30 protein-coding genes are annotated in these 21,248 nt (G+C 68.3%); 25 read left to right on the plus strand and 5 right to left on the minus strand.

Annotated elements, in window-relative coordinates; all coding sequences use genetic code 11:
- Positions 1-1,179: a phage portal protein gene (locus EDC62_RS01075; RefSeq protein ID WP_124219509.1), complete on the minus strand. Its 1,179-nt coding sequence runs from the start codon at positions 1,177-1,179 to the stop codon at positions 1-3.
- Positions 1,180-1,216: 37 nt separating this feature from the next.
- On the opposite strand from EDC62_RS01075, the gene EDC62_RS01080 reads away from it, so the two are divergent.
- The 12 genes from EDC62_RS01080 (at position 1,217) to EDC62_RS01130 (ending at position 10,111) form a co-directional block, all read left to right on the plus strand.
- Complete coding sequence (locus EDC62_RS01080) at positions 1,217-2,023, plus strand: XkdF-like putative serine protease domain-containing protein (protein WP_124219511.1); 807 nt, start codon at positions 1,217-1,219, stop codon at positions 2,021-2,023.
- Entirely contained in the window at positions 2,020-2,265 is a 246-nt protein-coding gene (locus EDC62_RS12940; protein WP_170158998.1) for a hypothetical protein, read from the plus strand. The genes EDC62_RS01080 and EDC62_RS12940 overlap by 4 nt, the downstream gene beginning before the upstream one ends.
- Complete coding sequence (locus EDC62_RS01085) at positions 2,258-3,151, plus strand: phage major capsid family protein (RefSeq protein WP_170158999.1); 894 nt, start codon at positions 2,258-2,260, stop codon at positions 3,149-3,151. Before EDC62_RS12940 ends, EDC62_RS01085 begins: the two co-directional genes overlap by 8 nt.
- Before the next feature lie 9 nt (positions 3,152-3,160).
- A complete protein-coding gene (locus EDC62_RS01090; protein WP_124219517.1) occupies positions 3,161-3,523 on the plus strand; it encodes a hypothetical protein in 363 nt (120 codons plus the stop codon).
- Between the two features lie 102 nt (positions 3,524-3,625).
- The gene (locus EDC62_RS01095) at positions 3,626-3,925 is read left to right on the plus strand and encodes a hypothetical protein (RefSeq protein ID WP_124219519.1); all 300 of its coding nucleotides are present in this window, start codon (positions 3,626-3,628) and stop codon (positions 3,923-3,925) included.
- Positions 3,922-4,413, plus strand: coding sequence for a hypothetical protein (locus EDC62_RS01100; protein WP_124219521.1), 492 nt, complete (start codon positions 3,922-3,924; stop codon positions 4,411-4,413). The genes EDC62_RS01095 and EDC62_RS01100 overlap by 4 nt, the downstream gene beginning before the upstream one ends.
- The gene (locus EDC62_RS01105; protein WP_124219523.1) at positions 4,410-4,853 is read left to right on the plus strand and encodes a phage baseplate assembly protein V; all 444 of its coding nucleotides are present in this window, start codon (positions 4,410-4,412) and stop codon (positions 4,851-4,853) included. The genes EDC62_RS01100 and EDC62_RS01105 overlap by 4 nt, the downstream gene beginning before the upstream one ends.
- Positions 4,853-5,143: a PAAR domain-containing protein gene (locus EDC62_RS01110; protein ID WP_124219525.1), complete on the plus strand. Its 291-nt coding sequence runs from the start codon at positions 4,853-4,855 to the stop codon at positions 5,141-5,143. The genes EDC62_RS01105 and EDC62_RS01110 overlap by 1 nt, the downstream gene beginning before the upstream one ends.
- Positions 5,127-6,062, plus strand: coding sequence for a baseplate J/gp47 family protein (locus EDC62_RS01115; RefSeq protein ID WP_124219527.1), 936 nt, complete (start codon positions 5,127-5,129; stop codon positions 6,060-6,062). Before EDC62_RS01110 ends, EDC62_RS01115 begins: the two co-directional genes overlap by 17 nt.
- Complete coding sequence (locus EDC62_RS01120) at positions 6,055-7,272, plus strand: phage tail protein (RefSeq protein WP_124219529.1); 1,218 nt, start codon at positions 6,055-6,057, stop codon at positions 7,270-7,272. Before EDC62_RS01115 ends, EDC62_RS01120 begins: the two co-directional genes overlap by 8 nt.
- Positions 7,273-7,275: 3 nt before the next feature.
- On the plus strand, positions 7,276-9,522 hold the full coding sequence (locus EDC62_RS01125) for a hypothetical protein (protein ID WP_124219531.1): 2,247 nt from the start codon (positions 7,276-7,278) through the stop codon (positions 9,520-9,522).
- A gap of 16 nt (positions 9,523-9,538) precedes the next feature.
- Positions 9,539-10,111: a hypothetical protein gene (locus EDC62_RS01130; RefSeq protein WP_124219533.1), complete on the plus strand. Its 573-nt coding sequence runs from the start codon at positions 9,539-9,541 to the stop codon at positions 10,109-10,111.
- A gap of 27 nt (positions 10,112-10,138) precedes the next feature.
- On the opposite strand, the gene EDC62_RS12945 is transcribed toward EDC62_RS01130, so the two are convergent.
- On the minus strand, positions 10,139-10,633 hold the full coding sequence (locus EDC62_RS12945) for a hypothetical protein (protein WP_170159000.1): 495 nt from the start codon (positions 10,631-10,633) through the stop codon (positions 10,139-10,141).
- Between EDC62_RS12945 and EDC62_RS12950 the strand changes: the two genes are divergently transcribed.
- Genes EDC62_RS12950 through EDC62_RS13205 form a run of 7 tightly spaced genes read left to right on the plus strand, consistent with a single transcriptional unit; the run spans position 10,608 to position 14,043 of the window.
- Entirely contained in the window at positions 10,608-11,078 is a 471-nt protein-coding gene (locus EDC62_RS12950) for a hypothetical protein (RefSeq protein WP_170159001.1), read from the plus strand. The genes EDC62_RS12945 and EDC62_RS12950 overlap by 26 nt on opposite strands.
- A 9-nt stretch (positions 11,079-11,087) precedes the next feature.
- The gene (locus EDC62_RS01140; protein WP_124219535.1) at positions 11,088-11,756 is read left to right on the plus strand and encodes a hypothetical protein; all 669 of its coding nucleotides are present in this window, start codon (positions 11,088-11,090) and stop codon (positions 11,754-11,756) included.
- A gap of 1 nt (position 11,757) precedes the next feature.
- The gene (locus tag EDC62_RS01145; RefSeq protein ID WP_124219537.1) at positions 11,758-12,921 is read left to right on the plus strand and encodes a phage tail sheath subtilisin-like domain-containing protein; all 1,164 of its coding nucleotides are present in this window, start codon (positions 11,758-11,760) and stop codon (positions 12,919-12,921) included.
- A gap of 12 nt (positions 12,922-12,933) precedes the next feature.
- On the plus strand, positions 12,934-13,440 hold the full coding sequence (locus EDC62_RS01150) for a phage major tail tube protein (RefSeq protein WP_124219539.1): 507 nt from the start codon (positions 12,934-12,936) through the stop codon (positions 13,438-13,440).
- Between the two features lies 1 nt (position 13,441).
- Entirely contained in the window at positions 13,442-13,663 is a 222-nt protein-coding gene (locus EDC62_RS01155) for a hypothetical protein (RefSeq protein WP_124219541.1), read from the plus strand.
- Positions 13,664-13,906 carry a phage tail assembly protein gene (locus EDC62_RS01160; RefSeq protein WP_124219543.1) on the plus strand — a complete coding sequence of 81 codons (243 nt, stop codon included), beginning with the start codon at positions 13,664-13,666 and terminating at the stop codon, positions 13,904-13,906.
- An 8-nt stretch (positions 13,907-13,914) separates the two neighbouring features.
- A complete protein-coding gene (locus EDC62_RS13205) occupies positions 13,915-14,043 on the plus strand; it encodes a hypothetical protein (protein ID WP_281273811.1) in 129 nt (42 codons plus the stop codon).
- Here EDC62_RS13205 and EDC62_RS01165 read toward each other — a convergent pair.
- The gene (locus EDC62_RS01165) at positions 14,024-14,212 is read right to left on the minus strand and encodes a hypothetical protein (protein WP_124219545.1); all 189 of its coding nucleotides are present in this window, start codon (positions 14,210-14,212) and stop codon (positions 14,024-14,026) included. The two genes, EDC62_RS13205 and EDC62_RS01165, sit on opposite strands and share 20 nt — an antisense overlap.
- Before the next feature lie 3 nt (positions 14,213-14,215).
- Here EDC62_RS01165 and EDC62_RS01170 point away from each other — a divergent pair, with 3 nt between their 5' ends.
- Genes EDC62_RS01170 through EDC62_RS01195 form a run of 6 tightly spaced genes read left to right on the plus strand, consistent with a single transcriptional unit; the run spans position 14,216 to position 18,912 of the window.
- Positions 14,216-16,516, plus strand: a complete 2,301-nt coding sequence (locus EDC62_RS01170; protein WP_124219547.1) for a phage tail tape measure protein — start codon at positions 14,216-14,218, stop codon at positions 16,514-16,516.
- Positions 16,516-16,941 carry a phage tail protein gene (locus tag EDC62_RS01175; RefSeq protein WP_124219549.1) on the plus strand — a complete coding sequence of 142 codons (426 nt, stop codon included), beginning with the start codon at positions 16,516-16,518 and terminating at the stop codon, positions 16,939-16,941. Before EDC62_RS01170 ends, EDC62_RS01175 begins: the two co-directional genes overlap by 1 nt.
- Positions 16,938-17,141 (plus strand): tail protein X, encoded by a 204-nt coding sequence (locus EDC62_RS01180; protein WP_124219551.1) that lies wholly within the window; start codon positions 16,938-16,940, stop codon positions 17,139-17,141. The genes EDC62_RS01175 and EDC62_RS01180 overlap by 4 nt, the downstream gene beginning before the upstream one ends.
- Positions 17,141-18,196 carry a phage late control D family protein gene (locus EDC62_RS01185; RefSeq protein WP_124219553.1) on the plus strand — a complete coding sequence of 352 codons (1,056 nt, stop codon included), beginning with the start codon at positions 17,141-17,143 and terminating at the stop codon, positions 18,194-18,196. The genes EDC62_RS01180 and EDC62_RS01185 overlap by 1 nt, the downstream gene beginning before the upstream one ends.
- 3 nt (positions 18,197-18,199) lie before the next feature.
- On the plus strand, positions 18,200-18,604 hold the full coding sequence (locus tag EDC62_RS01190; RefSeq protein ID WP_124219555.1) for a GPW/gp25 family protein: 405 nt from the start codon (positions 18,200-18,202) through the stop codon (positions 18,602-18,604).
- Between the two features lie 8 nt (positions 18,605-18,612).
- Positions 18,613-18,912, plus strand: coding sequence for a hypothetical protein (locus EDC62_RS01195; protein ID WP_211330885.1), 300 nt, complete (start codon positions 18,613-18,615; stop codon positions 18,910-18,912).
- A gap of 84 nt (positions 18,913-18,996) precedes the next feature.
- On the opposite strand, the gene EDC62_RS01200 is transcribed toward EDC62_RS01195, so the two are convergent.
- Positions 18,997-19,872 carry an ArsB/NhaD family transporter gene (locus tag EDC62_RS01200; RefSeq protein ID WP_124219558.1) on the minus strand — a complete coding sequence of 292 codons (876 nt, stop codon included), beginning with the start codon at positions 19,870-19,872 and terminating at the stop codon, positions 18,997-18,999.
- 22 nt (positions 19,873-19,894) lie between these two features.
- Positions 19,895-21,229, minus strand: a complete 1,335-nt coding sequence (gene glmM / locus EDC62_RS01205; RefSeq protein ID WP_124221047.1) for a phosphoglucosamine mutase — start codon at positions 21,227-21,229, stop codon at positions 19,895-19,897.
- Positions 21,230-21,248: the final 19 nt, after the last annotated feature.

The following is a 21,248-nucleotide window of genomic DNA, read 5'->3' on the forward strand; positions in this document are numbered from 1 at the left end:
TCAGCCCTCCATGGCGTCGAGCAGCTCGGCGATGAGCCGGGCGCGGTCGAGCTTTTGGCTGCGGGCGGATTTTTCCAGGTCGATCCAGGCGCGCGCTTCGGCTGGGGTCATGATGCCGGCGGCGACCATCTGCGGCAGCGCGGCGATGTCGGTGCCGGGGGGCGTGAGGTCTGGCGCGGCGATGTCCCAGTCGCCGATGCCGGCGGCGGCGAAGACCGGCGCGAGCGCATCCCGGAGCACGGCGCGGCGCGGGGCGAGGGTGAAGACCTCGAACATGTGCATCTGCTCGCGCGCTTCGGAAAGCCCGCCCAGTGCGCCGGGGGTGGCGATGCCAAGTAAGCGCGGCGGGACGCCATGCGCGGCGGGCAGCACCTCGCGCGCGGTCTTGTAGAGCTCGATGAAGCGGCCGTCGTTGGCCTGCGCCACGGACTTGATGTCGAGCGTCTGGCCTTCGGAGAGGCTGACAAAGAGGGTTTTACGGGCGTTTTCCAGGCCCTTGAACTCGGTGCGGAAGAAGTCGCGGATGGCGGTCTTTTGCGCGTCGGACAGCGTGCCGCCGGTGTGGGTGACGATGTGATCGGGCACCGCGTTGTGCTCGAAGAAACGCGCGTTGTAGCGGGTAATGGCGTCCAGGAGCTCGATGACGCCGGCGGCGGCGGCCCAGGCGGGTGTGGCATACCAACCGGGGAGCTGGCAGGGCTGGCGCAGGTGCAGCACTTCGTCGGCGGCGAACACGGTCTTTTGCTCGCGCATGCCATCCCACAGGCGCGAGACGTAACCGCCGGCGCGCAGCCGGCGCACGCTCCAGGCCGGGATGCGGGCAAGCGCGAGGATGCGGCCGGCGCGGTCGCGCTCGATGCGCAAAAAGGCGTTGCCGTAGGTCTCCAGATCGAGGGCCACATCGACCAGCCGTCGCGCGGGCAGGATGCGGGCGGCATCCTCGGCGCCGGCGCCGGTGTAGCCGGCGGCGGCGATGGCCTCGGCCTTGATTGAGAGCGCGCGCGCGTGGGTGGGTTCGGCCTGCGTCCAGCCGATCAGCCGCGCCGGGTCGATCGGCCAGGGGTATTCGTCGGCATTGGCGCCGAGCATGTCCAGCGTGGGCGCGGCGGCGGATTTTTCCAGGGTGACGTCCATGCGGCGATGATCCATGAGCGCGGCGGCGCGGCTGATCATCAGCATCCATATATGGATTCTGCGCGATCAATAAGCGCGGTCGATGGATGATCATCGCGGCATGCCAAAGCTCGCCGATCTGGATGTGCAGTTCATCAGCCTGGTCAAGCGCCCGGCCAACGGGCGGCGCGTGATCCTGCGCGGCGTATCCGGCGCGCACGAGTTCGCCATCCGCAAGGCCGATGCGCGGCTCAAGCGCGTCTACGGGATCGTCTATGCGCCCGACAGCGTGGACAGTCAGGGCGACTGGACGGACGCCGAGACGATCCGCAAGGCGGCGGATGCCTGGATGCTGTCCGGGCGCGCGTCCAATGTCGATCGCGAGCACGATTTTTCCTTCCTGCCGGCCTTTGTCGCCGAGAGCTGGCTTGTCCGCTCCGGCGACCCTTTTTTCCCAGATGAGAAAGAGGGTGCGTGGGCCGTCGGCATCCAGGTCACGGATGCGGCGCTGTGGGATGCGATCGAGGCCGGCGAGGTGGAGGGCCTGAGTCTCGCCGGAACTGCCAGGCTTGAAAAGGGCAGTGATGTGGCTCACGAGGCGAGCCTGTGGCGACGGATTTTTACCCCGAAGAAGGAGCGTGAAATGACCCCTGAAGACGTGCGCGCCATCGTGCGCGAGGCGCTGGACGAGACGGTGGCCAAGGCTGAGGCCGAGGCCAGCCGCGAGAAACTGGAAAAGGCGCTGGCCGACGGCCAGAAAGAGATCGAGGCGCTCAAGACTGCGCTATCCAAGGCGCTCGATGAGGCTGCGGCGCTGGCCAAGCGCATCGAGGCGCTGGAGGCTGCCCCGGCCAAGCCGGCCGCGCCTGCCGAGGGCGGCCAGGCGCCGGAGACGCAGAGCTTCGTATGAGCCTGATCCTGCCATTGACCGAGGCGCGCGCGCAGATCATGCGCACGGTCTATCTGGACTATGCCATCGGCGGCTGGAAGGGCGTGCCGATCGAAAACCTGTTCGCCGGCGGACACCCGCTCAACGAGATCGAGCTGCTCGTTGAGGCCGGTTATCTGCGCAAGGCCGCGAAGCGGCTGTTCATCACGGCGCAGGGTGTGGCCTACGCTGAAACTCAAGACAAGGAGTATTGCCATGCATGATTTGATCAAGATTGCCAAGGGCATGATCGGCCCCGGCGACATGAACCCCGGCGGGCAGTTGCGCCCGGAAGCGGCCGACCGGCTGATCTCGCTGCTGTCGTCCAGCGGCTTCATGAAGAACGTCACGACGCGGCGCATGAAAAAACTGAGCGCCGACGTGTCGGTGATCGGCATCGCCGCGCGCTCGCTGGTGCGCGTGGCCGAGGGGCAGACGCCGACCGATGCGCAGCGCCTGGGGGCTACCCAGCACGGCTGCACGCTCACCGCGCTGCCGGTGCAGCTCTTCCCGCAGATGTCGCTCTCCACCCTGCGCGACAACGCCGACAATCCAAACCTGGTGGCGGAAGTCGAGCAGCTGCTGGCCAACCGCATGGAGGCCGAGCTTGAAGACCTGGCCTTCAACGGCACGGCCGACGACAACAGCGGCGGCTTCACCACGCTGAACAAGGGCTGGGTGCAGGTGGCGGCGGACGCGACGTCTACGCCGAAGGTGGACATCGATCCGGGCGGCACGCAGACCTGGCGCCAGGCGCTCAAGAGCGTGTTCGACGCCTGCCCGGATGTCTATCGCCCACAGGCGGCCTTCGTGATGAACGAGGGCGACGCCGACGCCTACGCCTACGAGGTGGCGGGCACCGTCTCCGGCACGGCGTTCATCGCCGAGACGCCGCTGCGCCGCTTCCTCGGCCGGCCGATCCTGACCAGCCCATATTGCCCAACCGGCAAGGTGCTGTTCACCCCGCCGCAGAATCTGGTGTTCGGCATGACCACGGAGATCTGGCAGAAGCGGCGCTGGGACGACGATGCGCGCGCGCTGCGCTGGGTGTTCGACTTCGCGGTCGACTACGAGATCGCCATCAAGCAGGCCTGCGTGTACGGCTACTGATGCCGAGCCATGACCCCGGAGCGCGTCAGGGAGCTCACCGGCTGGCCGGAGGATGTGCCGGAGGCGCTGCTGACGGCACATCTATCCGCCGCGAAGCGGGCGATCGATGTGCTGACCGTGGCGCGCGCAGGAGCCGACTACGAGGAGGCCATCTGCTGGGAGGCGGCGCGCACTGCCTGCCCGGTGCTCAACACCTTCGCCCTTGCCGGCGCGGCCAAGGTGGGCCGTCTGGAAGGCGGTGTGGAGTGGCGCTTTCTGGCCCCGCACGAGGTGGAGGCGCTGGCCCGGCGGTTCGCCGAGCTGCGCGATGGGTGCCTGGCGCGTCTGGCCGGCGCGGCCGGCGCGGGCGGGTTTTTTGCGGCGGCGGTCTAGAAGGCCGCAGGAGCGATTTTCATGGCCGGGCAATGGTAGGACATAGGCCGGCGCGCTCCGAACGAATTTAAACGGGTTTTGAACGAGTTTAAACGGGTTTCTATGGGCACTGACGATCACGTCGAGCGGCTGGCCAGGATTGAGGGTGCTCTGACTGGCATGCAAGCCGAGATGGCGACGATGCGCGATGCGCTGATGCGGCTGGTGCGCATCGAGGAGCAGCACGCGGCCACGCGCGACGAGGTGCGCCGCGTGCATGCGCGGCTGGATGATCTCGATAACCGCATGGATGCGGCCGAGCGGCGCATCGACGGCATGCGCGGGCCGCTGGTGTGGCTCTCCGGCATCGCCGCGACGGTGGTGGCCGGGCTGGTGAGCGTGCTCGTCGGGAGGGTGATGTGAGGGCGCAGATCGCCCAGGCCATCAGCGCGCGTGTGCGCGCTGTGGATGCTGCGCTGACGCTGACCGCTTGGGGCGAAAAGCAGGTCGCCGTCATGGTCGAGCGCATGGACATCCGCGATACAGATGTCATTGACGGGCGCGTTGCCGTCGTCGTGCAGGCTGATCATATCGACGCGGTGCCGCTAGCTGAGTTGGTGGTGGCGCTTGCTGCACCTCTGAGGGTGTCCGCGCCTGGCCTGTTGTCGATCGATATGTCGCTCACCTCAGTGGAGGAGCGCATCGAGGAGGCCGCTGCGGCGCTCGTGGCCATCTACAGGGTGCGCGGCCGCATCGATCCTGCCGCTATCGGGAGCGCTGACGATCTGCGCTACACGTCTGCCTATCTCGGCGTGGCCCCCTGGATCGGCGCGGCCCACGAAGACAAATACGTGCGCGTCGATACCGAGCCGGTCATCGGCGAGACCTCGCTGGAGGACATGCTGCCATGAGCGTGGATGCCGACGTCATCACGCTGGATGCGGCCGACTGGGGCCGTGGCGGTACGGTGCGACTGGGCACGGTGACCGAGTTTCACGCCATACGCTGCCGGGTGCGTGTGCGCATCGCCGGCGACCACAGCGATGGCGTGACCACCGGCTGGCTGCCGTGGGCGACCTGGGCAGCCGGGCATCTGCGCGTCTGGAGCCCGCCGGCGACTGGCGAGCAGTGCCTGGTGCTGGCGCCGTCCGGCGATCTGGCGCAGGCGGTGGCGCTGCCAGCGGTGTTTGAGCAGAGCGGGCAATATCCCGCACCGTCCGCCAACCCGATGCACACGCTGCTGGCATGGGACGGCGGCGGATACATCCGCTATGAGCGCGATACCGGCAGTTTGCACCTGCACGCGCCCAGCCTGATCAAGATCACAGCAGACCGCGTGGAGATCAACTGATGGGCACGGGCGTTGTTCGACTGGGCGATCACTGCAGCGGGCACGGCTGTTTTCCGTCGCGCCAGAACGCCGCCGCGAGCCCGAATGTGCTTGTCAATGGCCGCGGCTGGCACCGGCTGGGCGATGGCTGGTCGGCGCACGGCTGCGCACGGTGCCCGGCGCACGGCGGCTCGGCGGCGACCGGCAGCGATACGGTCTATGTCAATGGCCGGCCGGCCTGCCGCATCGGTGATGCGGTGTCCTGCGGCAGCACGATGGTGGAGGGCAGCGGCGATGTCATCTGCGGCTGATCTGTCCACCCTGCCGCCGCCGGCGGTCGTCGAGCCGCTCGGCTTTGATGCGGTGCTCGCCAGTATCAAGGCGGATCTCACCGCGCGGCTGCCGGAGATCGCGCCCGTGCTCGCCCTGGAGAGCGAGCCGCTGGTCAAGCTTCTGGAGGTGGCGGCCTGGCGGGAGACGGTGCTGCGCGCGCGCGTCAACGATGCGTCTCGCGCCGTGATGCTGCCCTGGGCCACTGGTGCCGATCTGGATAACCTGGCCGCGCGCTACGACATCGTGCGACTGCCTGGCGAGGACGACGATCGGCTGCGCCGCCGGGTGCTGATCGGCTATCACGCACTGTCCGCCGCGGGTAGCGCTGCGAGCTGGCGGCTGCGCGCGCTGTCGGTCTCGACAGACATCCGGCAGGTGGATGTGTGGGCCGACCGCCCCGGCCGTGTCAAGGTGTGCCTGCTGGCGCGTGTGAGCGACGATGCCCGCGACGTGACGGCGCAGGACGCCGCCGTGGGGCGGTCGCTCTTCGGCGCGCATCCGGATGCCAGCCGCTGCTGGCGCGCAGCGCGCGCAGGCGACCCCATCGTCGCCCAGGTGGCCGCCGCGCTGCTGGCCGAGGATGTGCGGCCGCTGTCTGTCGATGTGGATGTGACGGTCGCGCAGGCGCTGCCAGTTGCCGTGTCGGCGCGGCTGATCCATCCGCCTGGCATGGATGCCGCGCAGCTCGTCGCGCAGGCGCGCCAGCGGCTCGAGACGCTGGCCGGGCGATCTGCATATCGTGTCGATCTGACACGCGCGGCCATGGTCGCTGCCCTGATGGGAGACGGCATCCGCGATGTGATCATGACATCGCCAGCCGAGGATGTGGCCGCAGGGCCGGGCGAGCTGCCCGTCATCACGGCCATCGATCTGACCACGGAGGCGCGCCATGACTGAGCGTGCGCACCTGCTGCCGGCCAACGCCACGCCGCTGGAGATCGCGGCGAGCCAGGCCATTGGCCCATGGACGCCAGGCGCCGAGACCATCGCGACGCTCGCCGATCCTCGGCGCATCCCGGCGCGGCTGCTGCCGCATCTGGCAGCCGGCGAGGATGTGCCGCCCGTGTGGCCTGACGACGAGGCCGCGCAGCGCGCGCTCATCGCGGCCAGTCCGCGGCTGCACGCACTCATCGGCACGCCGGCTGGTCTGCGCACGCTGGCGCGGCTGGCTGGCGCGCACATCGCCCGGATGGAGATGCCGCCGGCCAAGACTTTCCTGGGCTTCTGGGACGACGCCAGCCGCCGCCAGTGGCTGGACGCGCATCCAGAGATGCGCCTGCACACGCTGCGGGAGCGCTCGGCCAGCGAGGGGCTGATGCTCGGGCGCGCCTACATCGGCCACCGCGCCGAGCCGCCATGCCGCACCGCGGCGATGGCCCGCAGCGCCATCCGCGCCGAGATCGTCTGGCCCGACGGGCGTGTCGAGCCGCTGACCAGCCATCAGTGGAGCACGCTGGATACCGAGGCCAGCGGCACGCTCGATCTGGCGCGCCGGGCGCAGGCCGTGGGGCAGGTGATCGGCCGCCCGCTTGCCGGCGTGGTGAGCCGCGCCGATGCCAGCGCGCGGCTGTGGCGCATCGAGCGCGTGCGCTATCGCGAGCGCCAGCATCTGCTGACGCTGCGCCAGATGGCGCCGTCGCTCGAGCCGCTCACCCCAGACACCGAGACCGTCGCCGCGCGCGCGCGGCGCGCGGGCGTGCTCACATTCGGCGCGACACTCTACGGCGCGCATACGGCGCGCTCGGATGCCGGCGCGCGCATCTATCACCGCATCCGCCTGCACGACCCGGCGGTGGCAGCGCGCCCCAAGCACGGGCCGGCCTACCTTGGCTTTACCCGCCTGACCAGCCCGCCCTTTGTGGCGCTGGCCCATGTGCGTATGCCAGCGCGGCGCCTGCCGATGACCATCGCCAGCAGCGCCATGCGCGCCTGCCTGGCCACGGGCGACGCGCGCGCGCGCATCGCGCCGGTGCTCGACGCCATGGACTGGGCGCGCGCCGTGCACGATCAGGTGCTGGTGCGTACCCGGCTGCATGGCGTGGCGCGCGCATCACGCATCCACCGCGCTGGCCAGGTGCTGGCCGGGCAAGTCATCTACAGGAGCTGAACGATGGAAAAACAGGTCATCTACCGCGACAGGCAAGAGCTGCAGGCCGCAGACCTCAATAACACCCAGACTTGGGCGGACGAGGCCGACCGCCATCTGGTCACCGACGCCATCACGACCGAGCGGCAATTTGTCGGGCTGGCCGTCTCGTCGCGTTCCGCGACCGAGATCGAGGTGGCGCCAGGGCGGCTCTATGACGGCCCGAGCGGCAAGGTCTATGCCATCGAGAGCGCGCAGGTGCACTCGATCTTTGCCATGCTGCCGCTGCAGGACAGCAAGTGGCTGGCCATCTCCGCCTACGGACAGGAGGAGGACACCGACATCCAGCCGCGGGACTTCCTGATCGACCTGCAGACCCGCGAGGTGGAGCCCGAGGCGGTGGCCATGCAGCGCCGCCGTGTGGCGACGATCCACATCGCGCAGGGGCTGGAGAGCCCGACACCAGAGCGCCCAGAGCCGCCCACCGGCTACACGCTGCTCGCGCACGTGCGCCTGTCACCCACCGGCATCCAAGAGGTGGTGCTGGCCGCCAGCCGCCGGCTGCCCAACCTCTATGCCGTCGAGCGCCGCTTGAGCGCCGCCGAGGGCTGGATCACATCAGCCGAGCCGCGCATCGCACACATCATGAGCGATATCGCGGGTCTTGGCGAGCAGATGGCCACGCGCGCCACGCTCACCCAGATGCTGCAGGTGGCGCAGGACATGGCGCGCGTCAAAGAGCGGCTCGAGCTGCCGGACGATTATGTCTTTTACGGCGCGGATCACTTTTTGACGGCGGACGAGTCGGACGAGTCCTATACCGGCTATAGCGCGCGCATCGAGGAGGGCATCCGAGCGCCCATCGTCGGCCACGCCACGCAGTCGCTCGCACTGCTCAACCCGCTCGACCCAGAGGCGCGTGTCTCCAGCGCCGGTCTGCTGCTGCCGGCATATACCGAGATACCGCGTCTGCGCATGGAGACGCGCCGCGGCGAGGTCACGATCAATGCGTACCAGTACCAGACCACGCAGATGGTGCAGCGGCAGATGAGCCGCCAGCGCATACGCTACGGCGAGACGCGTACTTGGTGCACCAACACCGGGTTTTGGAGCCAGGGCCCATTTGACCCGATCACCCGCATCTACCGCCGCGGCGACGAGACTTGGGAGATCGACCCGGCCTACGTCGGCAACATGCTGTCTCGATCCGGCGCGGTGCGCGGCACGCGCATCTGGATCGACCATTACATCGAGACCTACTGGGAGGCAGTGACCACCACGCACACGGTGCAGGGCTCGATCCTGGCACAGACGCTGCTGATGGCGCAGACCGGCTGGGTGCCCAGCGTAGAGCTCTTTGTCACACATGCAGACCCCGCCGCCGGGCTGGAGGTGATGCTGTGCGACGCGCCGCTGGGCCAGCCGGACATGCAGCGCGTCATCGCCCGCGCCACGCTCGCGCCAGGCGCAGTGAGCACAGGCTGGCTGCGCGTGCCGTTTGCCGACCCGGTGCTGGTCGAGTCCGGCCGGCGCTATGCGCTGGTGCTGGTCTCGGGCGGCAGCCACCGCGTCGGCTACACCGAGGGCACCGAGTACACCCAGGGCGTGCTGATGTACCGGCAAGACGGCCAGTTCTTTACCGAGGCGGCCGAGCGCGACCTGATGTTGCGGATCAACTTCTGCCGCTTTGCCTCCCCCCGTGCCGTGGTGCAGCTGCAGCCGCTGCAGCTCTCGGGCGGCATCGCCGACATCGACATGCTGTTCGATGGCGTCACGCCAGACGGCTGTGAGCTGGTCTTTGAGTATCAGGTGGGGGGCGTCTGGCGGCCGATCATCGACGGCACAGAGTCCGGTCTGGCCAGCCTGCCGGCCATGGTGCCGCTGCGCGCGGTGTTTGTCGGCACCACCGACCTGATGCCGGCCATGCGCCTGACCGGATCGCAGGTGCGCGTGGCGCGCGTCGGCACGAGCTTCGCGCACATTTCGACGCAGCGCACTTTGAGCACGGGATCAACGGATATCCGCGTGCGCCTGCTGCTTGAGGACTACGACCCGGCGCATCACACCGTCGGCTGCCGCCTGTTGCTCTCTGGTGGCCCGCTCGATCCGGCCAGCAGCCGAGACGAGATCGTCGATGGCCGCAGCCGCTGGCGCGAGTACCGCTACAGCCCGGCCACTGCGCAGACCAGCTACCGCATCGAGATCACCGGCTCGACCGACGACTGGCGGCGCGCCTGGCACGTGGCCGAGCGCTACGACCTGGCGCTGTGATAGGGAGGGTGGCGAGATGGCAACGCGATATCCGGCCTACCGCATGCAAGACGGCCTTACACCGCTGTCGGCGGACTACTTCAACTTTGTGTTCGCCGATATCGATACGCGCATCGCCGAGCTGGAGGCTCGTCGAGCCGACCTCCAAGGCGTGATCGACGACCTGACGCGCTTTGGTCTGCAGCGCATCGATGCGCTGATCGGGCCATCGATGCAGGCGGTGGACGACATGATCGCCGACCTTGGTGCCAGGCGCGACGCGCTGGTGGCCGCGCTGGCCGGCGTGGGCGAAGTCGTCACCCAGACGCAGCTACAGGCAGCCATCACAGCCGAGCAGGTCGCGCGTGATGAGGCCATCGCCACGGCCACAGCACGTCCATACACCGTCACCTACAGCCACGATGGCGAGCTGCGCGTGTCCGGTATGAGCGAGACGCTGCCAAGCGGCACGCGCACCACGACCTACAGCTACGACGGCGCGGGCCGGTTGACGCAGGCGGCAAGCGTCCTCGGCGGCCGCACGCGCACCACGTCCTACCACTACGACAGCACCGGCGCACTCGCCAGCTACACAGTCATGGAGTCTTGAGATGTCGCAGGCATTGATCGCTCCATCCTACGCCGAGATTGCACGACTGCACCGGCACTTCCGGCTGCTCAATGGCCCGCCGGAGGCGCTCGAAGTTATTCTCTCACCGTCGATTACAGGATCGGCGCTGGACACATGGATGCAAACGCCCGCGCACGTCGCGGCCTTTGAGCAGCTGATCGCGTCTCCGTCTGGCGCCGCGGCGATGTGCGCCAGCAGCACGGCGATGGCGGCAGTGGTGGCCAGCAGCACGGCGATGGCGGCGGTGGCGGCCAGCAGCACGGCGATGGCGGCAGTGGTAGCCAGCAGCACGGCGATGGCGGCGGTGGTAGCCAGCAGCACGGCGATGGCGGCGGTGGCGGCCAGCAGCACGGCGATGGCGGCGGTGCTGGCAAGCAGTAGCGCATGGGCGGCAGTGGTAGCCAGCAGCACGGCGATGGCGGCGGTGGCGGCCAGCAGCACGGCGATGGCGGCGGTGGCGGCCAGCAGCACGGCGATGGCGGCGGTTTGGGCCTCGGACACGGCAGCCGATGCGGTGCTGACGTCGACCACAGCAAAAACCGCCGTCTGGGAGTCCGACACGGCGCTGACGGCGCTCCAAGCCGCGCCCGCGCAAATCGCGCGGCAGATCGGCATCAGCGGCCGCACGATGTACGCCTCCACTGGATCGGATTCGTTTACTTTCGTCGCAAACGGCACCCGAGTCATCCTGCTGCGCCGCTGGTACGGCAGCAACGAGTACGACTACCTGCAATGGAGCCGCAGCGGCGGAGACCTCTCCACGCCGTCGGGCCGCAGCCTGTATGGTCAGCCAGGCTACGGCACACAGACGGGCAGCTACACAAGCAATGGCTCGTATTGCAACAGCGAGTCTGATGCGGCCAACCTGGTGTGTGCCTGCAGCGGTCTGCGGCGCAATACATGGTACTACGGACGTACGCTCTACGTGCGCTACATCACCGTATAAGGAGGCAGCATGTTTGCGATTTGTGACCCCATGACCGGATGGGTGCTGGCCGTAAGCTCAGACCCGCAGTCCGGCGGCCCTGATTTGGTGCGCGTGCCGCTGCCGTCAAATTTTGACGAGCGTGATATCGGCGAGTGGCGCTATCAGGACGGCGCGCTGGTGCGCGATGCGGCAGCGGCGCTGGCGGCTATCAAGGCCCGGCGCGTGGCCGAGATCAGGCGCTTTGCCGCGGCGCAAATCGCGGCGCTGGACTGGCGGATCGAGCGTGCCGAGGAGCGCGACCGGCTGGGTCTGCCCGGCGAGATGGTGACCGATGTGCTGCTGGAGCGCGAGGCGATCCGGCGCGCGAGCAACCGCTGCGAGGCCGAGATCGCCTCTGCGCAGGACGATGCGGCCGTAAAGGCGGTGACCTTCGCCGTCACCGATGCCGACCGCGCGACGCCCCTGCGGATCACGCGCCTGCAGTTCCTGTCGCGCTTCACGGACACCGAGATGCAGACCGTCCTCGGCGCCGCCAAGTCCAGCCCGATGCTCGAGGCCGCGCTGCTCAAGTGGCAGACGGCCGAGGGCATCGTGCTCTCCGACCCGGCCACCCTCGCCGGCGTGCAGGCGCTGGAGATGGCCGGCCTGATCGCGCCGGGACGGGCGGCGGAAATCCTCAACCCCCAAGGAGACTGATATGCCAGAAGCATTCCATCACGGCGTCGAGGTCGTCGAGATCGACGACGGCATCCGCCCCATCCAGACCGTGCGCAGCTCGGTCATCGGCATCGTCGGCACCGCGCCGGCGGCCATTGACACGGCCGCGCCGCTCAACACCCCGATCCTGCTCACCACGCCGCGCAGCGCCGCGGTGCTGGGCGCGACCGGCACGCTGCCAGGCGCCATCGCCGCCATCCACGCCCAGGGGTATGCGCCCATCATCGTCGCCATCCGCGTGCCGGAGGTGGCCGACGACCCAGACACGCCCGCCAATGAACGGCTGGCGGCCATCATCGGCGGCACCGACACCACCACCGGCGCGCGCACCGGCATCGCCGCGCTGGAGACCGCGCGCGGCACGGTGGGTGTGGTGCCGCGCATCGTGCTGGCGCCCGGCTTCAGCCAGCACAAGCTGGTGGCCGATGCGCTGATCGCGCAGGCGGCCAAGCTGCGCGGCGTGGCGCTGCTCGACGGGCCCAATACCACCACGTCAGGCGCCGTGGCCTATCGCACCCAGATCAGCTCAGATCGCGCCTATCTCATCGACCCGTGGGCCGTGGCCGATGGCCAGGTCGTGCCGGTCAGCTCGCACGTAGCTGGGCTGATCGCCAAGATCGACAACGAGCGCGGCTTTTGGGCGAGCCCGTCGAATAATCCGCTGCTCGGCATCGAGCGCGCCGCGCGGCCCATCGACTTCGGCTTGGGGCGCGTGGACAGCGAGGCCAACCTGCTCAACGAGCCTGGCGTCGCCACGCTCATCCGCGAGCGGGGCATCCGACTGTGGGGCAACCGCACCTGTTCAGCAGACCCCAAGTGGGCCTTCTTGAGTGTGCGCCGCACCGCCGACATGATCCAGGAGAGTCTACTGCAGGCTCACCTGTGGGCGGTGGATCGCGCGATCGGCAAAGCCTATGTGCGCGATGTGCAGGAGTCGGTTTCCGCCTACCTGCGGCACCTCAAGAGCGTGGGCGCGATCCTGGGCGGGCGGTGCTGGCTCGATGAGGAGCTCAACAGTCCGGCCAACATCGCCGCGGGTAAGGTGTATTTCGATTTCGACTTTACCCCGCCCGCCCCGGCCGAGCGCGTGACTTTCCGCTCGCATCTGGTGGCCGACTATGCGGCCGACATCTTCAGCAACTGATAGGAGCGCGACATGGCCATCCAACACATCCTGAGCAATCTCAACGCCTTCGTCGCAGGCAAAGGGTATCTTGGCCGGGTGAGCGAGTTTTCGCCGCCCAAGCTCTCGCCCGTGGTGCGCGAGTACAAGGCCGGTGGCATGGGGGCGGAGGTCGCCATCCCGATGGGCGCGGTCGAAAAGCTCGAGTGCTCTTTCACGCTCACCGGCTACGACCCGGACCTGCTGGCGCAGTTTTCGGTCGTGCCTGGGCGTTTGGTGCAGCTGCGCTTTACTGGCGCACTCGTTGACTATGACGGCAGCACGCAGCCGATCGAGATCACGCTGCGCGCGGTGCTGGCCTTCGAGCCGGACGCCTGGAAGCCCGCCGAGGCGTCCGACCTCAAGGTCACCGCCATGTGCCACTACTACAAGCTGGATGTGGCCGGGCGCACGGTGCATGAGATCGACCCGATCAACATGGTGGCGACGATCGACGGCACCGACCAGCTCGCCGACATGCGCGCGGCGCTGGGAGTCTGACATGGGCACCCGCGCCGTGACGGTGCTGCGCGCTGGCTGGTGGCTGCCTGGGCGCGTGCTGGCCGCAGGCGACACGCTCACGCTCGACGCCGCGACCGCCGAGGCGCTCGCCCGGCGCGGCATCGTGCGACTGGAGCCGCTGCCCGATGTCGCATCGATTGCGGACAGAGCCGCCGCAACACCACCAAAAACCCGCCGCAAAGCGGCTGCGAAGGAGGCTTGAATGACCACGATCACCCTACGCGAACCCGTCGAGATCAACGGGGCCCAAATCGGCGTGCTAAGCCTTCGCCGGCCGAAAGTGCGCGACCTGGAGGCCATCGACAAGGTGCAAGGCGAGACGGCCAAGACGGTGATGCTCATCGCCAACCTGGCCGAGTGGACGCCCGAGCAGGTGCGCGAGCTCGATGCGGCGGACTTTGCCGCCGCCTCCAAGGCGGTGGCGGAGATGCTGGGAAACGGATAATCGCGCCGATGGATGGTCTGGAGCTTTTGGCGCTCGCGTACCACTGGCCGCCGGGCGTGGGCCGGGCGATGGATGTGGCCGAGTTCGCCGAGTGGGTGCGCCGGGCGCAAGCCGTGCTCAAGGCGCGCGGCCTGTGAGCAGGCGGTATAGCCAGTCCACGACGCGGCGCGCCAGCACGACGAGCGGCCAGACGATGAGCGTGAGCAGCCCCACCGCGGCGGCGGTCTCCCAGTCAAGACCCAGAGCGTAGAGCGGCACGATGGACGCCAGCAGCGCAACGGCAAAAGCGATACCGAGCGAGGACATGCGATGAGTCTAGCAGGCATGACGGTCGGCGTGGTGATCTCCGCCATCGACCGCGCCAGCGCGCCGATCAAACAGATACAGGGCGCTACAGGCAAGCTCGGCGAGGCGCTGGAACGCATCTCGACCAAGGCCGCGCTGGCCGGTGCCGCCTTGCACGGCATGGCGCTGGCGACCTCCGGCCTATCGGCCCGCATGCAGCAGATCGGCATGCATGCGCTGCAATCGTTCGCGTCTTTCGACGATGCGCGCGCAGTCATCGCCTCGATGCCGGGTGTGACCAAAGAGTCCCTCGACAAGATGCAGGCGGCGGCCTTCGCCTTCACGCGCCAGAACAAAGCCACGATCACAGACTACTACAACACCGCCTACAACATCCTCTCGGCCGGCATCCCCGATGCGCTGGCCACCTACGCCACCGAGGTCGCCATCAAGGTCGGCCAAGCCACGCGCGGCAGCGCCGACGAGGCGGGCGAAGCGGTCGCCATCCTCTTTAACAATATGCGCGACGGCAGCCGCGAGGCCAGCGGCGAGTTCGCGCGCATGGGCGACATCATCACCGCCACGCAGCAGCGTTTCCAGCTACGCAACCTCTCGCAGCTCACGGAGGGGCTCAAATACGCCACGCCAGCCGCCAAGACCGCGAAGCTCGCGGTCTCGGACATGGCCGCCGCCGTCGGCCGGCTCAACAGCGCTGGTCTGCAAGGCAGCATGGCGGGCACGGCGCTGGCCAGCATGCTGGCCAACCGCTTCAAGGCCGCTCAGGAGATCGGCTTCAAGGTGGCCGTCAAGAAAGGCACCGGCGAGCTCGATCTGGCCCGCACACTAGAAAACCTCAAACGCCGCATCGGCGACATCAACAAGCTCGCGCCAGAGATGGAGGATAAGCTGCGCAAAGGATTCGGGGACGAGGGCTTTCGCGCCGTCATGCTACTGCTGACGCAGACCGAGACGCTCAAGGACGACCTCGCCGCCATCCGCGACAGCGCCGGGTCTTTCGAGTCGGCCAGCAAGATCATCAACGATTCCGCCGGCGCAAAGTGGCAGCAGATGGTCAACCGCATGGAGCAAACCTGGATACGCCTTGGCCAGGCGCTCATGCCCATCAAGGACGCCATCGCCGGCGTGGTGCTGCGCGTGGTGGATGCCATCGACGGTTTGATCGAGCGATTCCCCAAGGTCACAGCGGCAGCCGTGGCTGGGCTGGCCGGACTATCCACCGCGCTGGCCGCACTGGGCACGGCGCTCATCGCCGTGGGCGCGCTTGGCAAGCTGCGCGGCATCATCGGGCTGCTGCGCGGCGGCAAAGCGGCCGCTACAGGGCAGCCATCTGGCAACGGCGACCTCATCGGCGGCGCGGTCGAGGCTGTCACGGGCGGCGTGCAGAAGGTCTGGGTGGTCAACATGCCCGGCGGCGGGCTCGCCGGCGGCATGCCAGACCTCGGCGGCAAAGGCGGTGGCGTAGCGGGTGCGGCCCGCAGCCTGGGCGCGCGGCTCAGATCGCTGGTGGCCGCCGTTGCCTCAAGCGCCTGGGGCGCCATCGTCTCCGGTGCTGGCGCTGCCGCGCGCGCCATCGCCCTGGTCGGCCGCGCTCTGCTGCTCAACCCGATCGGCCTGACACTCACCGCCATCGCTACGGCGGCCTATCTCATCTGGCGCCACTGGGACGTGATCGGCCCCAAGCTCGCCGCCGTCTGGCAAACGGTCAAAGACGCCTTCAACTCCGCCTGGCAGTGGATCAGCACGCTGCCCGCGCGCATGCTGGAGGCCGGGCGCGCCATTCTCGATGGGCTGATCGGTGGCATCCGCGAGCGCTGGCAGGCGCTTAAAGAGAGCGTCACTGGCATCGCCAGCGGCATCGCCGATACGGTCAAGGGCGCGCTGGGCATCCGCTCGCCGAGCCGCGTCTTTGCCGCGATCGGTGGGCATCTCATGACCGGCCTGTCGCAAGGCATCACGCAGGCAGCCAATCTGCCGCTCGCCGCCCTGCGCGGCGTGGCCGGCGCGCTGGCCGCCCCAATCGCCGCTGGCGCGGTGACGCTCTCGGCCCACGCCATGCCCGCGCCGCAGGTCATCGCGCCGGCCCCGCTGGCCATGCCCGCGCCGTCGGCCGCCGCGGGCCAGATGCCGTCCATGACACCGGCGCAGATCAACATCACCGTCAACCTCAACGGCCAGGCCACCCCAGATGCGGCGCAGGACGTGGCCGCCGCCGTGCGCCGCGAGGTCGAGCGGGCGCTGGCTGACATGTCTCGCCGCGATGCGCTTGCCAGACGCGCTGCGCTCATCGATGGAGGCATGGCCTGATGGATGTGCTCATGACCCTGGGCGACGGCTCCACTACTTTCCGCTTCGCTGTGGACACCGCCGCCTACCAGTCGGTCAAGCGCAAGACCGAGTGGCGCTGGCCAGCACAGGACAGGCTCTGGGCTGATCCAGCGCGCCAGTTCACCGGGCGCGGCACGGACGAAATCACGCTCGATGGTGTGATCCTGCCCGCCTTCCGGGGCGGTGTCGGGCAGATCAATGCCCTGCGCGAGCTGGCCGACGCCGCGCTCACGCAAGGCGCCGGCGCACGGCCGCTCACGCTCGTCACCGGCTACGGCGAGGTGCTTGGCCGCTGGGTCATCACCGGCCTGGACGAGGAGCAGCCCACCATCGGCGAGCGCGGCGCCGCGCTTGAGCAGCGCTTCAGCCTCACGCTCGCCGCCTACGGGGACGACATCGCATGAGCGCGACGTACACCACCCGCGAGGGCGACCGCCTCGATCTGATCTGCTGGCGCTGGTACGGCACGCTTGCCGGCACCGTCGAGCGCGTGCTCGACGCCAACCCAGGGCTGGCCGCGCGTGATCCGGCGCGGCTGCCTGCCGGTCTCATCGTCGTCATGCCGTCGCTGCCGCGGCGCGCGCCAGAGCCGAGGGCCTTTTGATGCGTCCCGTCTTCTACCTGTACAGCACAGACGGCGCAGACATCACCGGCACGCTGATGGAGCGCACCACGCGCCTGACGGTCGTCGATGCCGAGGGGCTGGCCAGCGACTCGCTGGAGGTCGAGCTCGACGACCGCGGCCAGTCCGTGCAGCTCCCAGCGGTCGGCGATAAGGTGCGCCTGCTGCTCGGCTATATGGAGCAATCCACAATACCGACGATCGGTGACTTTATCGTCGATGAGGTCCGGCTGTCAGGCCCACCGCTGTCCATCGCCTTTTCCGCCAAGGGAGCCGATCTGGTCAATACCGCTTTAAAGGCGCCGCTGATCGATGACGGCGACGACCGCACCCTGGCTGATCTGGCGCGGCGCATCGCAGAAAAACACCGGCTCACGGCGCACATCCACCCAGACGCCGAGCGTATCGAGCTCGGTCATATCGACCAGCAGACCGAGAGCGATATGGCGCTGCTCACCAGGCTCGCCCGCGCCCGCGACTGGACGCTGCGTCTCGACGCCGATCGCCTCATCCTGCGCCCGCACGCCAGCGCTCTGCCGCCGGGTCGCGAGGCCGCCGACTGGACTCCGCCCCTGCACCGCATCGATGCCAGGCGCATTACCCGCTACGACTACACCACCAACGCTCGCCACCGCTACGGCAAGGTACGCGCCTGGTCCTACGATCCAGACACCGGCCGCCGCTACCCCATCGAGGTCGGCGATGGCGAGCACGCCGACGCCCCCACCCTCGACCTGCGCCACGACGCCAAGACAGAGGACGACGCCCGCGCCGCCGCCGAGGCCCGGCTACGCCAGCTAAGGCGTGCCAGCGGCAGCCTCACGCTCGAGCTGCCGGGTGACACGCGGCTCTTGGCTGGGCATCACGTGCTCGTCACGGGCCTTTCCGAGCCGGTCGGCGGCCAGTGGGTCATCCAACGCGCCGAGCACACGCTGGACGCGCAGGGTCTGCGCACGCGCATCGAATGCGTGCCGCCGGCCGCGCCAGGACGCGCACAAGAAGACCTCATCGAAAGCATCCTGGAAGAGGTGGACTAAGCCATGCCAGACGCCGCGCTCATCGAGATACTGCCACGTCGTGCGCCCACCATAGACTCGCTGTCACGCTGGATCGGCCTGCATCGCGCCGCCGGGCGGCGCATCGCCGGACTCGACCACATCCGGCAGTCCATCCTGGACATCCTCACCACCTATCCGGGCGAGCGCATCATGCGCCCCGAATACGGCTGCCGCCTGCGAGACTTGATCGACCGGCCAGTCAATGCCCAGTGGCTGGCCGACCTTTACTGCGAGGTGGCCGTCGCCATCCAGCGCTGGGAGCCGCGCGTCATCGTCCAGCGCGTCACAGCCCAGATGCCGCGCCCAGGCCACGTCACACTCGACCTGACGCTGAGGCTCAAGGCTGCACCGCAGCCGCAGACCATCCGCGTCGAGATCACGCCATGACACCAGCCATGAGGTCCCGCATGATCCACCGCGCCATCACCAACCTGCGTCGCAGATTGCTTCACATCTTCATCGCCATCGACCAGCTCGCCTGGGTGGTGGTGACACTTGGCGATGGGAGCCCAGACGAGACCATCAGCGCCGCCGCCTGGCGCATGGAGAGCCAAGGAAAGCCCGCCGGCCGGATCCTGCGTCCGATCATTGACGCCCTATTCCGCCCCCTTGAGCGCGACCACTGCCGTAAGAGCTACGAGTCTGAAGTCTCCGGCGCGCAGCTGCCCGACAGCTACCGCGCGCTCATCCCATGAGCAACCGGTTTGCTAGCGCGCTAGCAAATCTTTTGAGAAACGCTATCAAACCTCTGCGACAACGCTATCAAACCGGTTGATCACTTACAGAAAGCGTCGACTCAACAGCAAGATGCCCGCCCCCACCAGCGCAGCGGCCTCCCGAGGCCAGTCCGTCGCGAGGAACACCGCCATGAGCGCCAAGGCCACGGCCAAGCCCTTGAGCATTTGCCAGCGATCGGGCGCGGGCATCGCCAACCCGCCTGCGGGCAGGGGCGAACCGGAGGCGGGTTCGACCGCGTCCCTGCTCGGAGCCGGCGTTGCTCGAGCCGCCAAGCCCAAGGGCGCAAAGCGCAACCACGCCCACAGCACGACAAGGCTCGCCGCAACCGGCCCCAGCGCCAGCCGGGCGTAGCGGCCAAAGTCGAGCTGCATGACCGAGCCGATCAGCATGTTCTGCGGGTTGCCGATGAGGGTCGCCGCCGAACCGATGTTGGCCGCGCACGCCAAGCCCACGAGAAACGGCACGGGTGCCAGTCGACGCTGCACGCAGATGCGCGCGACCAGCGGCGCCATGGCCAGGCAAACCACATCGTTCGAAAACACCGCGGATAAGGCACCGGCCACCGCAATGAGGGCTGCCAGCAAACGGCCCTGCGACATGGGGCGCTGCCCGAGCCGATCGACCACCGCCGTAAAAAACCCGCCCAGATGCATTTGCGCAGCCAAAACCATGAAGGCAAACAGCAGCATCAGCGTCGGCCAATCGACGGCGCGCACCGCCTCCTCAGTCGACACGACGCCCAGCCCCATCATGGCGATGGCCCCGAGCAGAGCGACCCCAGGGCGGTTGAGCTTGAGCCGCGGCAACCCGCCCAGGAACATGCCAAGGTAGACGAGCGCAAACACGCCGACCACTCCCCAATCGACGGCCTCGTGCCAAAGCGCTTGGGTTTCCAGGGCCAAAGCGGAGCTCGACATCAAAGCAACGGCGCTCAGCCTCTCATCCCGCCTGCGCAGCCTCTGTGAGCCGCTCGACCGCGCGTGCGCAGGCGTCGGCGTCTTGCGCTTCGACCATGATGCGCAGCAAGGGCTCGGTGCCGCTGGCACGGATCAGAACCCGCCCCCGATCCCCCAGCTCGGCTTCGACGCGTCGGACCTCCTCGGTAAGCTTGGGGTTGTGCCGCCAGTCGGCGCCGGGCTCGAGGCGGACGTTGCGTAACACCTGCGGGAATAGCGTGAGCCCTTCGAGCAAATCCTCCAGCGGCCGGCTGCGGCGAACGCTGGCCTGCAGAATTTGCAAGGCCGAAATCAGGCCATCCCCCGTCGTGTGCTTGTCCAGCACCAAGAGATGCCCCGAACCCTCGCCACCGAGCAGCCAGCCCCGGCGCAGCAGTTCCTCGAGCACATAGCGGTCGCCTACCTGAGCACGCACGAAGGCCACGCCGCGCGCGCGCAGCGCAAGTTCCACCGCCATATTGGTCATCAGGGTCCCGACACAGCCTGGCACGGCCTCGCCCCGCGCCAGCCGATCCAGCACCAGCATGTAGAGCAACTCGTCGCCGTTGTAGAGCCGTCCGCGTCCGTCGACGAGCTGCAAGCGGTCCGCGTCGCCGTCGAGCGCAATGCCAAACTGCCCCTGCTGCGCCCGCACCGCTTCGACGATCGCCTCCGGATGCGTGGCCCCGACGCCCGCGTTGATGTTGATACCGTCGGGCTGGCACCCAATGGCGGCAACGTCGGCGCCCAACTCATGAAAGACCTTGGGCGCGATCTGGTAGGCCGCACCGTGCGCAGCATCGACGACGATCTTGAGGCCATGCAGCGTCAGGTCGTTGGGGAAGGTGCTTTTGCAGAACTCGATGTAGCGGCCCGCGGCGTCATCGAGCCGGCGGGTTTTGCCCAGCCCGATCGAGTCTGCCCATTGCGCAGGCTCCTCCAGCGCCGCCTCGACCTCGAGCTCCCACTCATCGGGCAGCTTCGTGCCCTGGGCGCTGAAGAATTTGATGCCGTTGTCGTCGAACGGGTTGTGGCTGGCACTGATCACCACGCCGAGGCTCGCGCGCAAGGCCCGCGTGAGGTAGGCCACCGCCGGTGTCGGCACCGGGCCGAGCAACACGACGTCGACGCCTGCGGAGTTGAACCCCGATTCCAGCGCGCTCTCCAGCATGTAGCCCGAGATCCGCGTGTCCTTGCCAATCAGAACGACCGGTCGACTCTCGCTGCGCTTGAGCACCCGGCCGGTCGCATGCGCCAGGCGCAGCACGAAGTCGGGCGTGATCGGCGCACGGCCCACGCGCCCCCGGATTCCATCGGTTCCGAAATATTTTCTCATGATTGCCGGCGTCAATTGGTCG

The organism is Tibeticola sediminis (genome assembly GCF_003843835.1).
GTDB classification, from domain to species: Bacteria; Pseudomonadota; Gammaproteobacteria; order Burkholderiales; family Burkholderiaceae_C; genus Tibeticola; species Tibeticola sediminis.

Excerpts from the sequence above, each read along its gene's own strand:
- EDC62_RS01075 (WP_124219509.1), bottom strand. The coding sequence starts at position 1,179 with ATGCTGATGATCAGCCGCGCCGCCGCGCTCATGGATCATCGCCGCATG.
- EDC62_RS01080 (WP_124219511.1), top strand. The coding sequence starts at position 1,217 with ATGGATGATCATCGCGGCATGCCAAAGCTCGCCGATCTGGATGTGCAG.
- EDC62_RS12940 (WP_170158998.1), top strand. The coding sequence starts at position 2,020 with ATGAGCCTGATCCTGCCATTGACCGAGGCGCGCGCGCAGATCATGCGC.
- EDC62_RS01085 (WP_170158999.1), top strand. The coding sequence starts at position 2,258 with ATGCATGATTTGATCAAGATTGCCAAGGGCATGATCGGCCCCGGCGAC.
- EDC62_RS01090 (WP_124219517.1), top strand. The coding sequence starts at position 3,161 with ATGACCCCGGAGCGCGTCAGGGAGCTCACCGGCTGGCCGGAGGATGTG.
- EDC62_RS01095 (WP_124219519.1), top strand. The coding sequence starts at position 3,626 with ATGGGCACTGACGATCACGTCGAGCGGCTGGCCAGGATTGAGGGTGCT.
- EDC62_RS01105 (WP_124219523.1), top strand. The coding sequence starts at position 4,410 with ATGAGCGTGGATGCCGACGTCATCACGCTGGATGCGGCCGACTGGGGC.
- EDC62_RS01110 (WP_124219525.1), top strand. The coding sequence starts at position 4,853 with ATGGGCACGGGCGTTGTTCGACTGGGCGATCACTGCAGCGGGCACGGC.
- EDC62_RS01115 (WP_124219527.1), top strand. The coding sequence starts at position 5,127 with ATGTCATCTGCGGCTGATCTGTCCACCCTGCCGCCGCCGGCGGTCGTC.
- EDC62_RS01120 (WP_124219529.1), top strand. The coding sequence starts at position 6,055 with ATGACTGAGCGTGCGCACCTGCTGCCGGCCAACGCCACGCCGCTGGAG.
- EDC62_RS01125 (WP_124219531.1), top strand. The coding sequence starts at position 7,276 with ATGGAAAAACAGGTCATCTACCGCGACAGGCAAGAGCTGCAGGCCGCA.
- EDC62_RS01130 (WP_124219533.1), top strand. The coding sequence starts at position 9,539 with ATGGCAACGCGATATCCGGCCTACCGCATGCAAGACGGCCTTACACCG.
- EDC62_RS12950 (WP_170159001.1), top strand. The coding sequence starts at position 10,608 with ATGGCGGCGGTTTGGGCCTCGGACACGGCAGCCGATGCGGTGCTGACG.
- EDC62_RS01140 (WP_124219535.1), top strand. The coding sequence starts at position 11,088 with ATGTTTGCGATTTGTGACCCCATGACCGGATGGGTGCTGGCCGTAAGC.
- EDC62_RS01145 (WP_124219537.1), top strand. The coding sequence starts at position 11,758 with ATGCCAGAAGCATTCCATCACGGCGTCGAGGTCGTCGAGATCGACGAC.
- EDC62_RS01150 (WP_124219539.1), top strand. The coding sequence starts at position 12,934 with ATGGCCATCCAACACATCCTGAGCAATCTCAACGCCTTCGTCGCAGGC.
- EDC62_RS01155 (WP_124219541.1), top strand. The coding sequence starts at position 13,442 with ATGGGCACCCGCGCCGTGACGGTGCTGCGCGCTGGCTGGTGGCTGCCT.
- EDC62_RS01160 (WP_124219543.1), top strand. The coding sequence starts at position 13,664 with ATGACCACGATCACCCTACGCGAACCCGTCGAGATCAACGGGGCCCAA.
- EDC62_RS13205 (WP_281273811.1), top strand. The coding sequence starts at position 13,915 with ATGGATGGTCTGGAGCTTTTGGCGCTCGCGTACCACTGGCCGCCGGGC.
- EDC62_RS01165 (WP_124219545.1), bottom strand. The coding sequence starts at position 14,212 with ATGTCCTCGCTCGGTATCGCTTTTGCCGTTGCGCTGCTGGCGTCCATC.
- EDC62_RS01170 (WP_124219547.1), top strand. The coding sequence starts at position 14,216 with ATGAGTCTAGCAGGCATGACGGTCGGCGTGGTGATCTCCGCCATCGAC.
- EDC62_RS01175 (WP_124219549.1), top strand. The coding sequence starts at position 16,516 with ATGGATGTGCTCATGACCCTGGGCGACGGCTCCACTACTTTCCGCTTC.
- EDC62_RS01180 (WP_124219551.1), top strand. The coding sequence starts at position 16,938 with ATGAGCGCGACGTACACCACCCGCGAGGGCGACCGCCTCGATCTGATC.
- EDC62_RS01185 (WP_124219553.1), top strand. The coding sequence starts at position 17,141 with ATGCGTCCCGTCTTCTACCTGTACAGCACAGACGGCGCAGACATCACC.
- EDC62_RS01190 (WP_124219555.1), top strand. The coding sequence starts at position 18,200 with ATGCCAGACGCCGCGCTCATCGAGATACTGCCACGTCGTGCGCCCACC.
- EDC62_RS01195 (WP_211330885.1), top strand. The coding sequence starts at position 18,613 with ATGAGGTCCCGCATGATCCACCGCGCCATCACCAACCTGCGTCGCAGA.
- EDC62_RS01200 (WP_124219558.1), bottom strand. The coding sequence starts at position 19,872 with ATGTCGAGCTCCGCTTTGGCCCTGGAAACCCAAGCGCTTTGGCACGAG.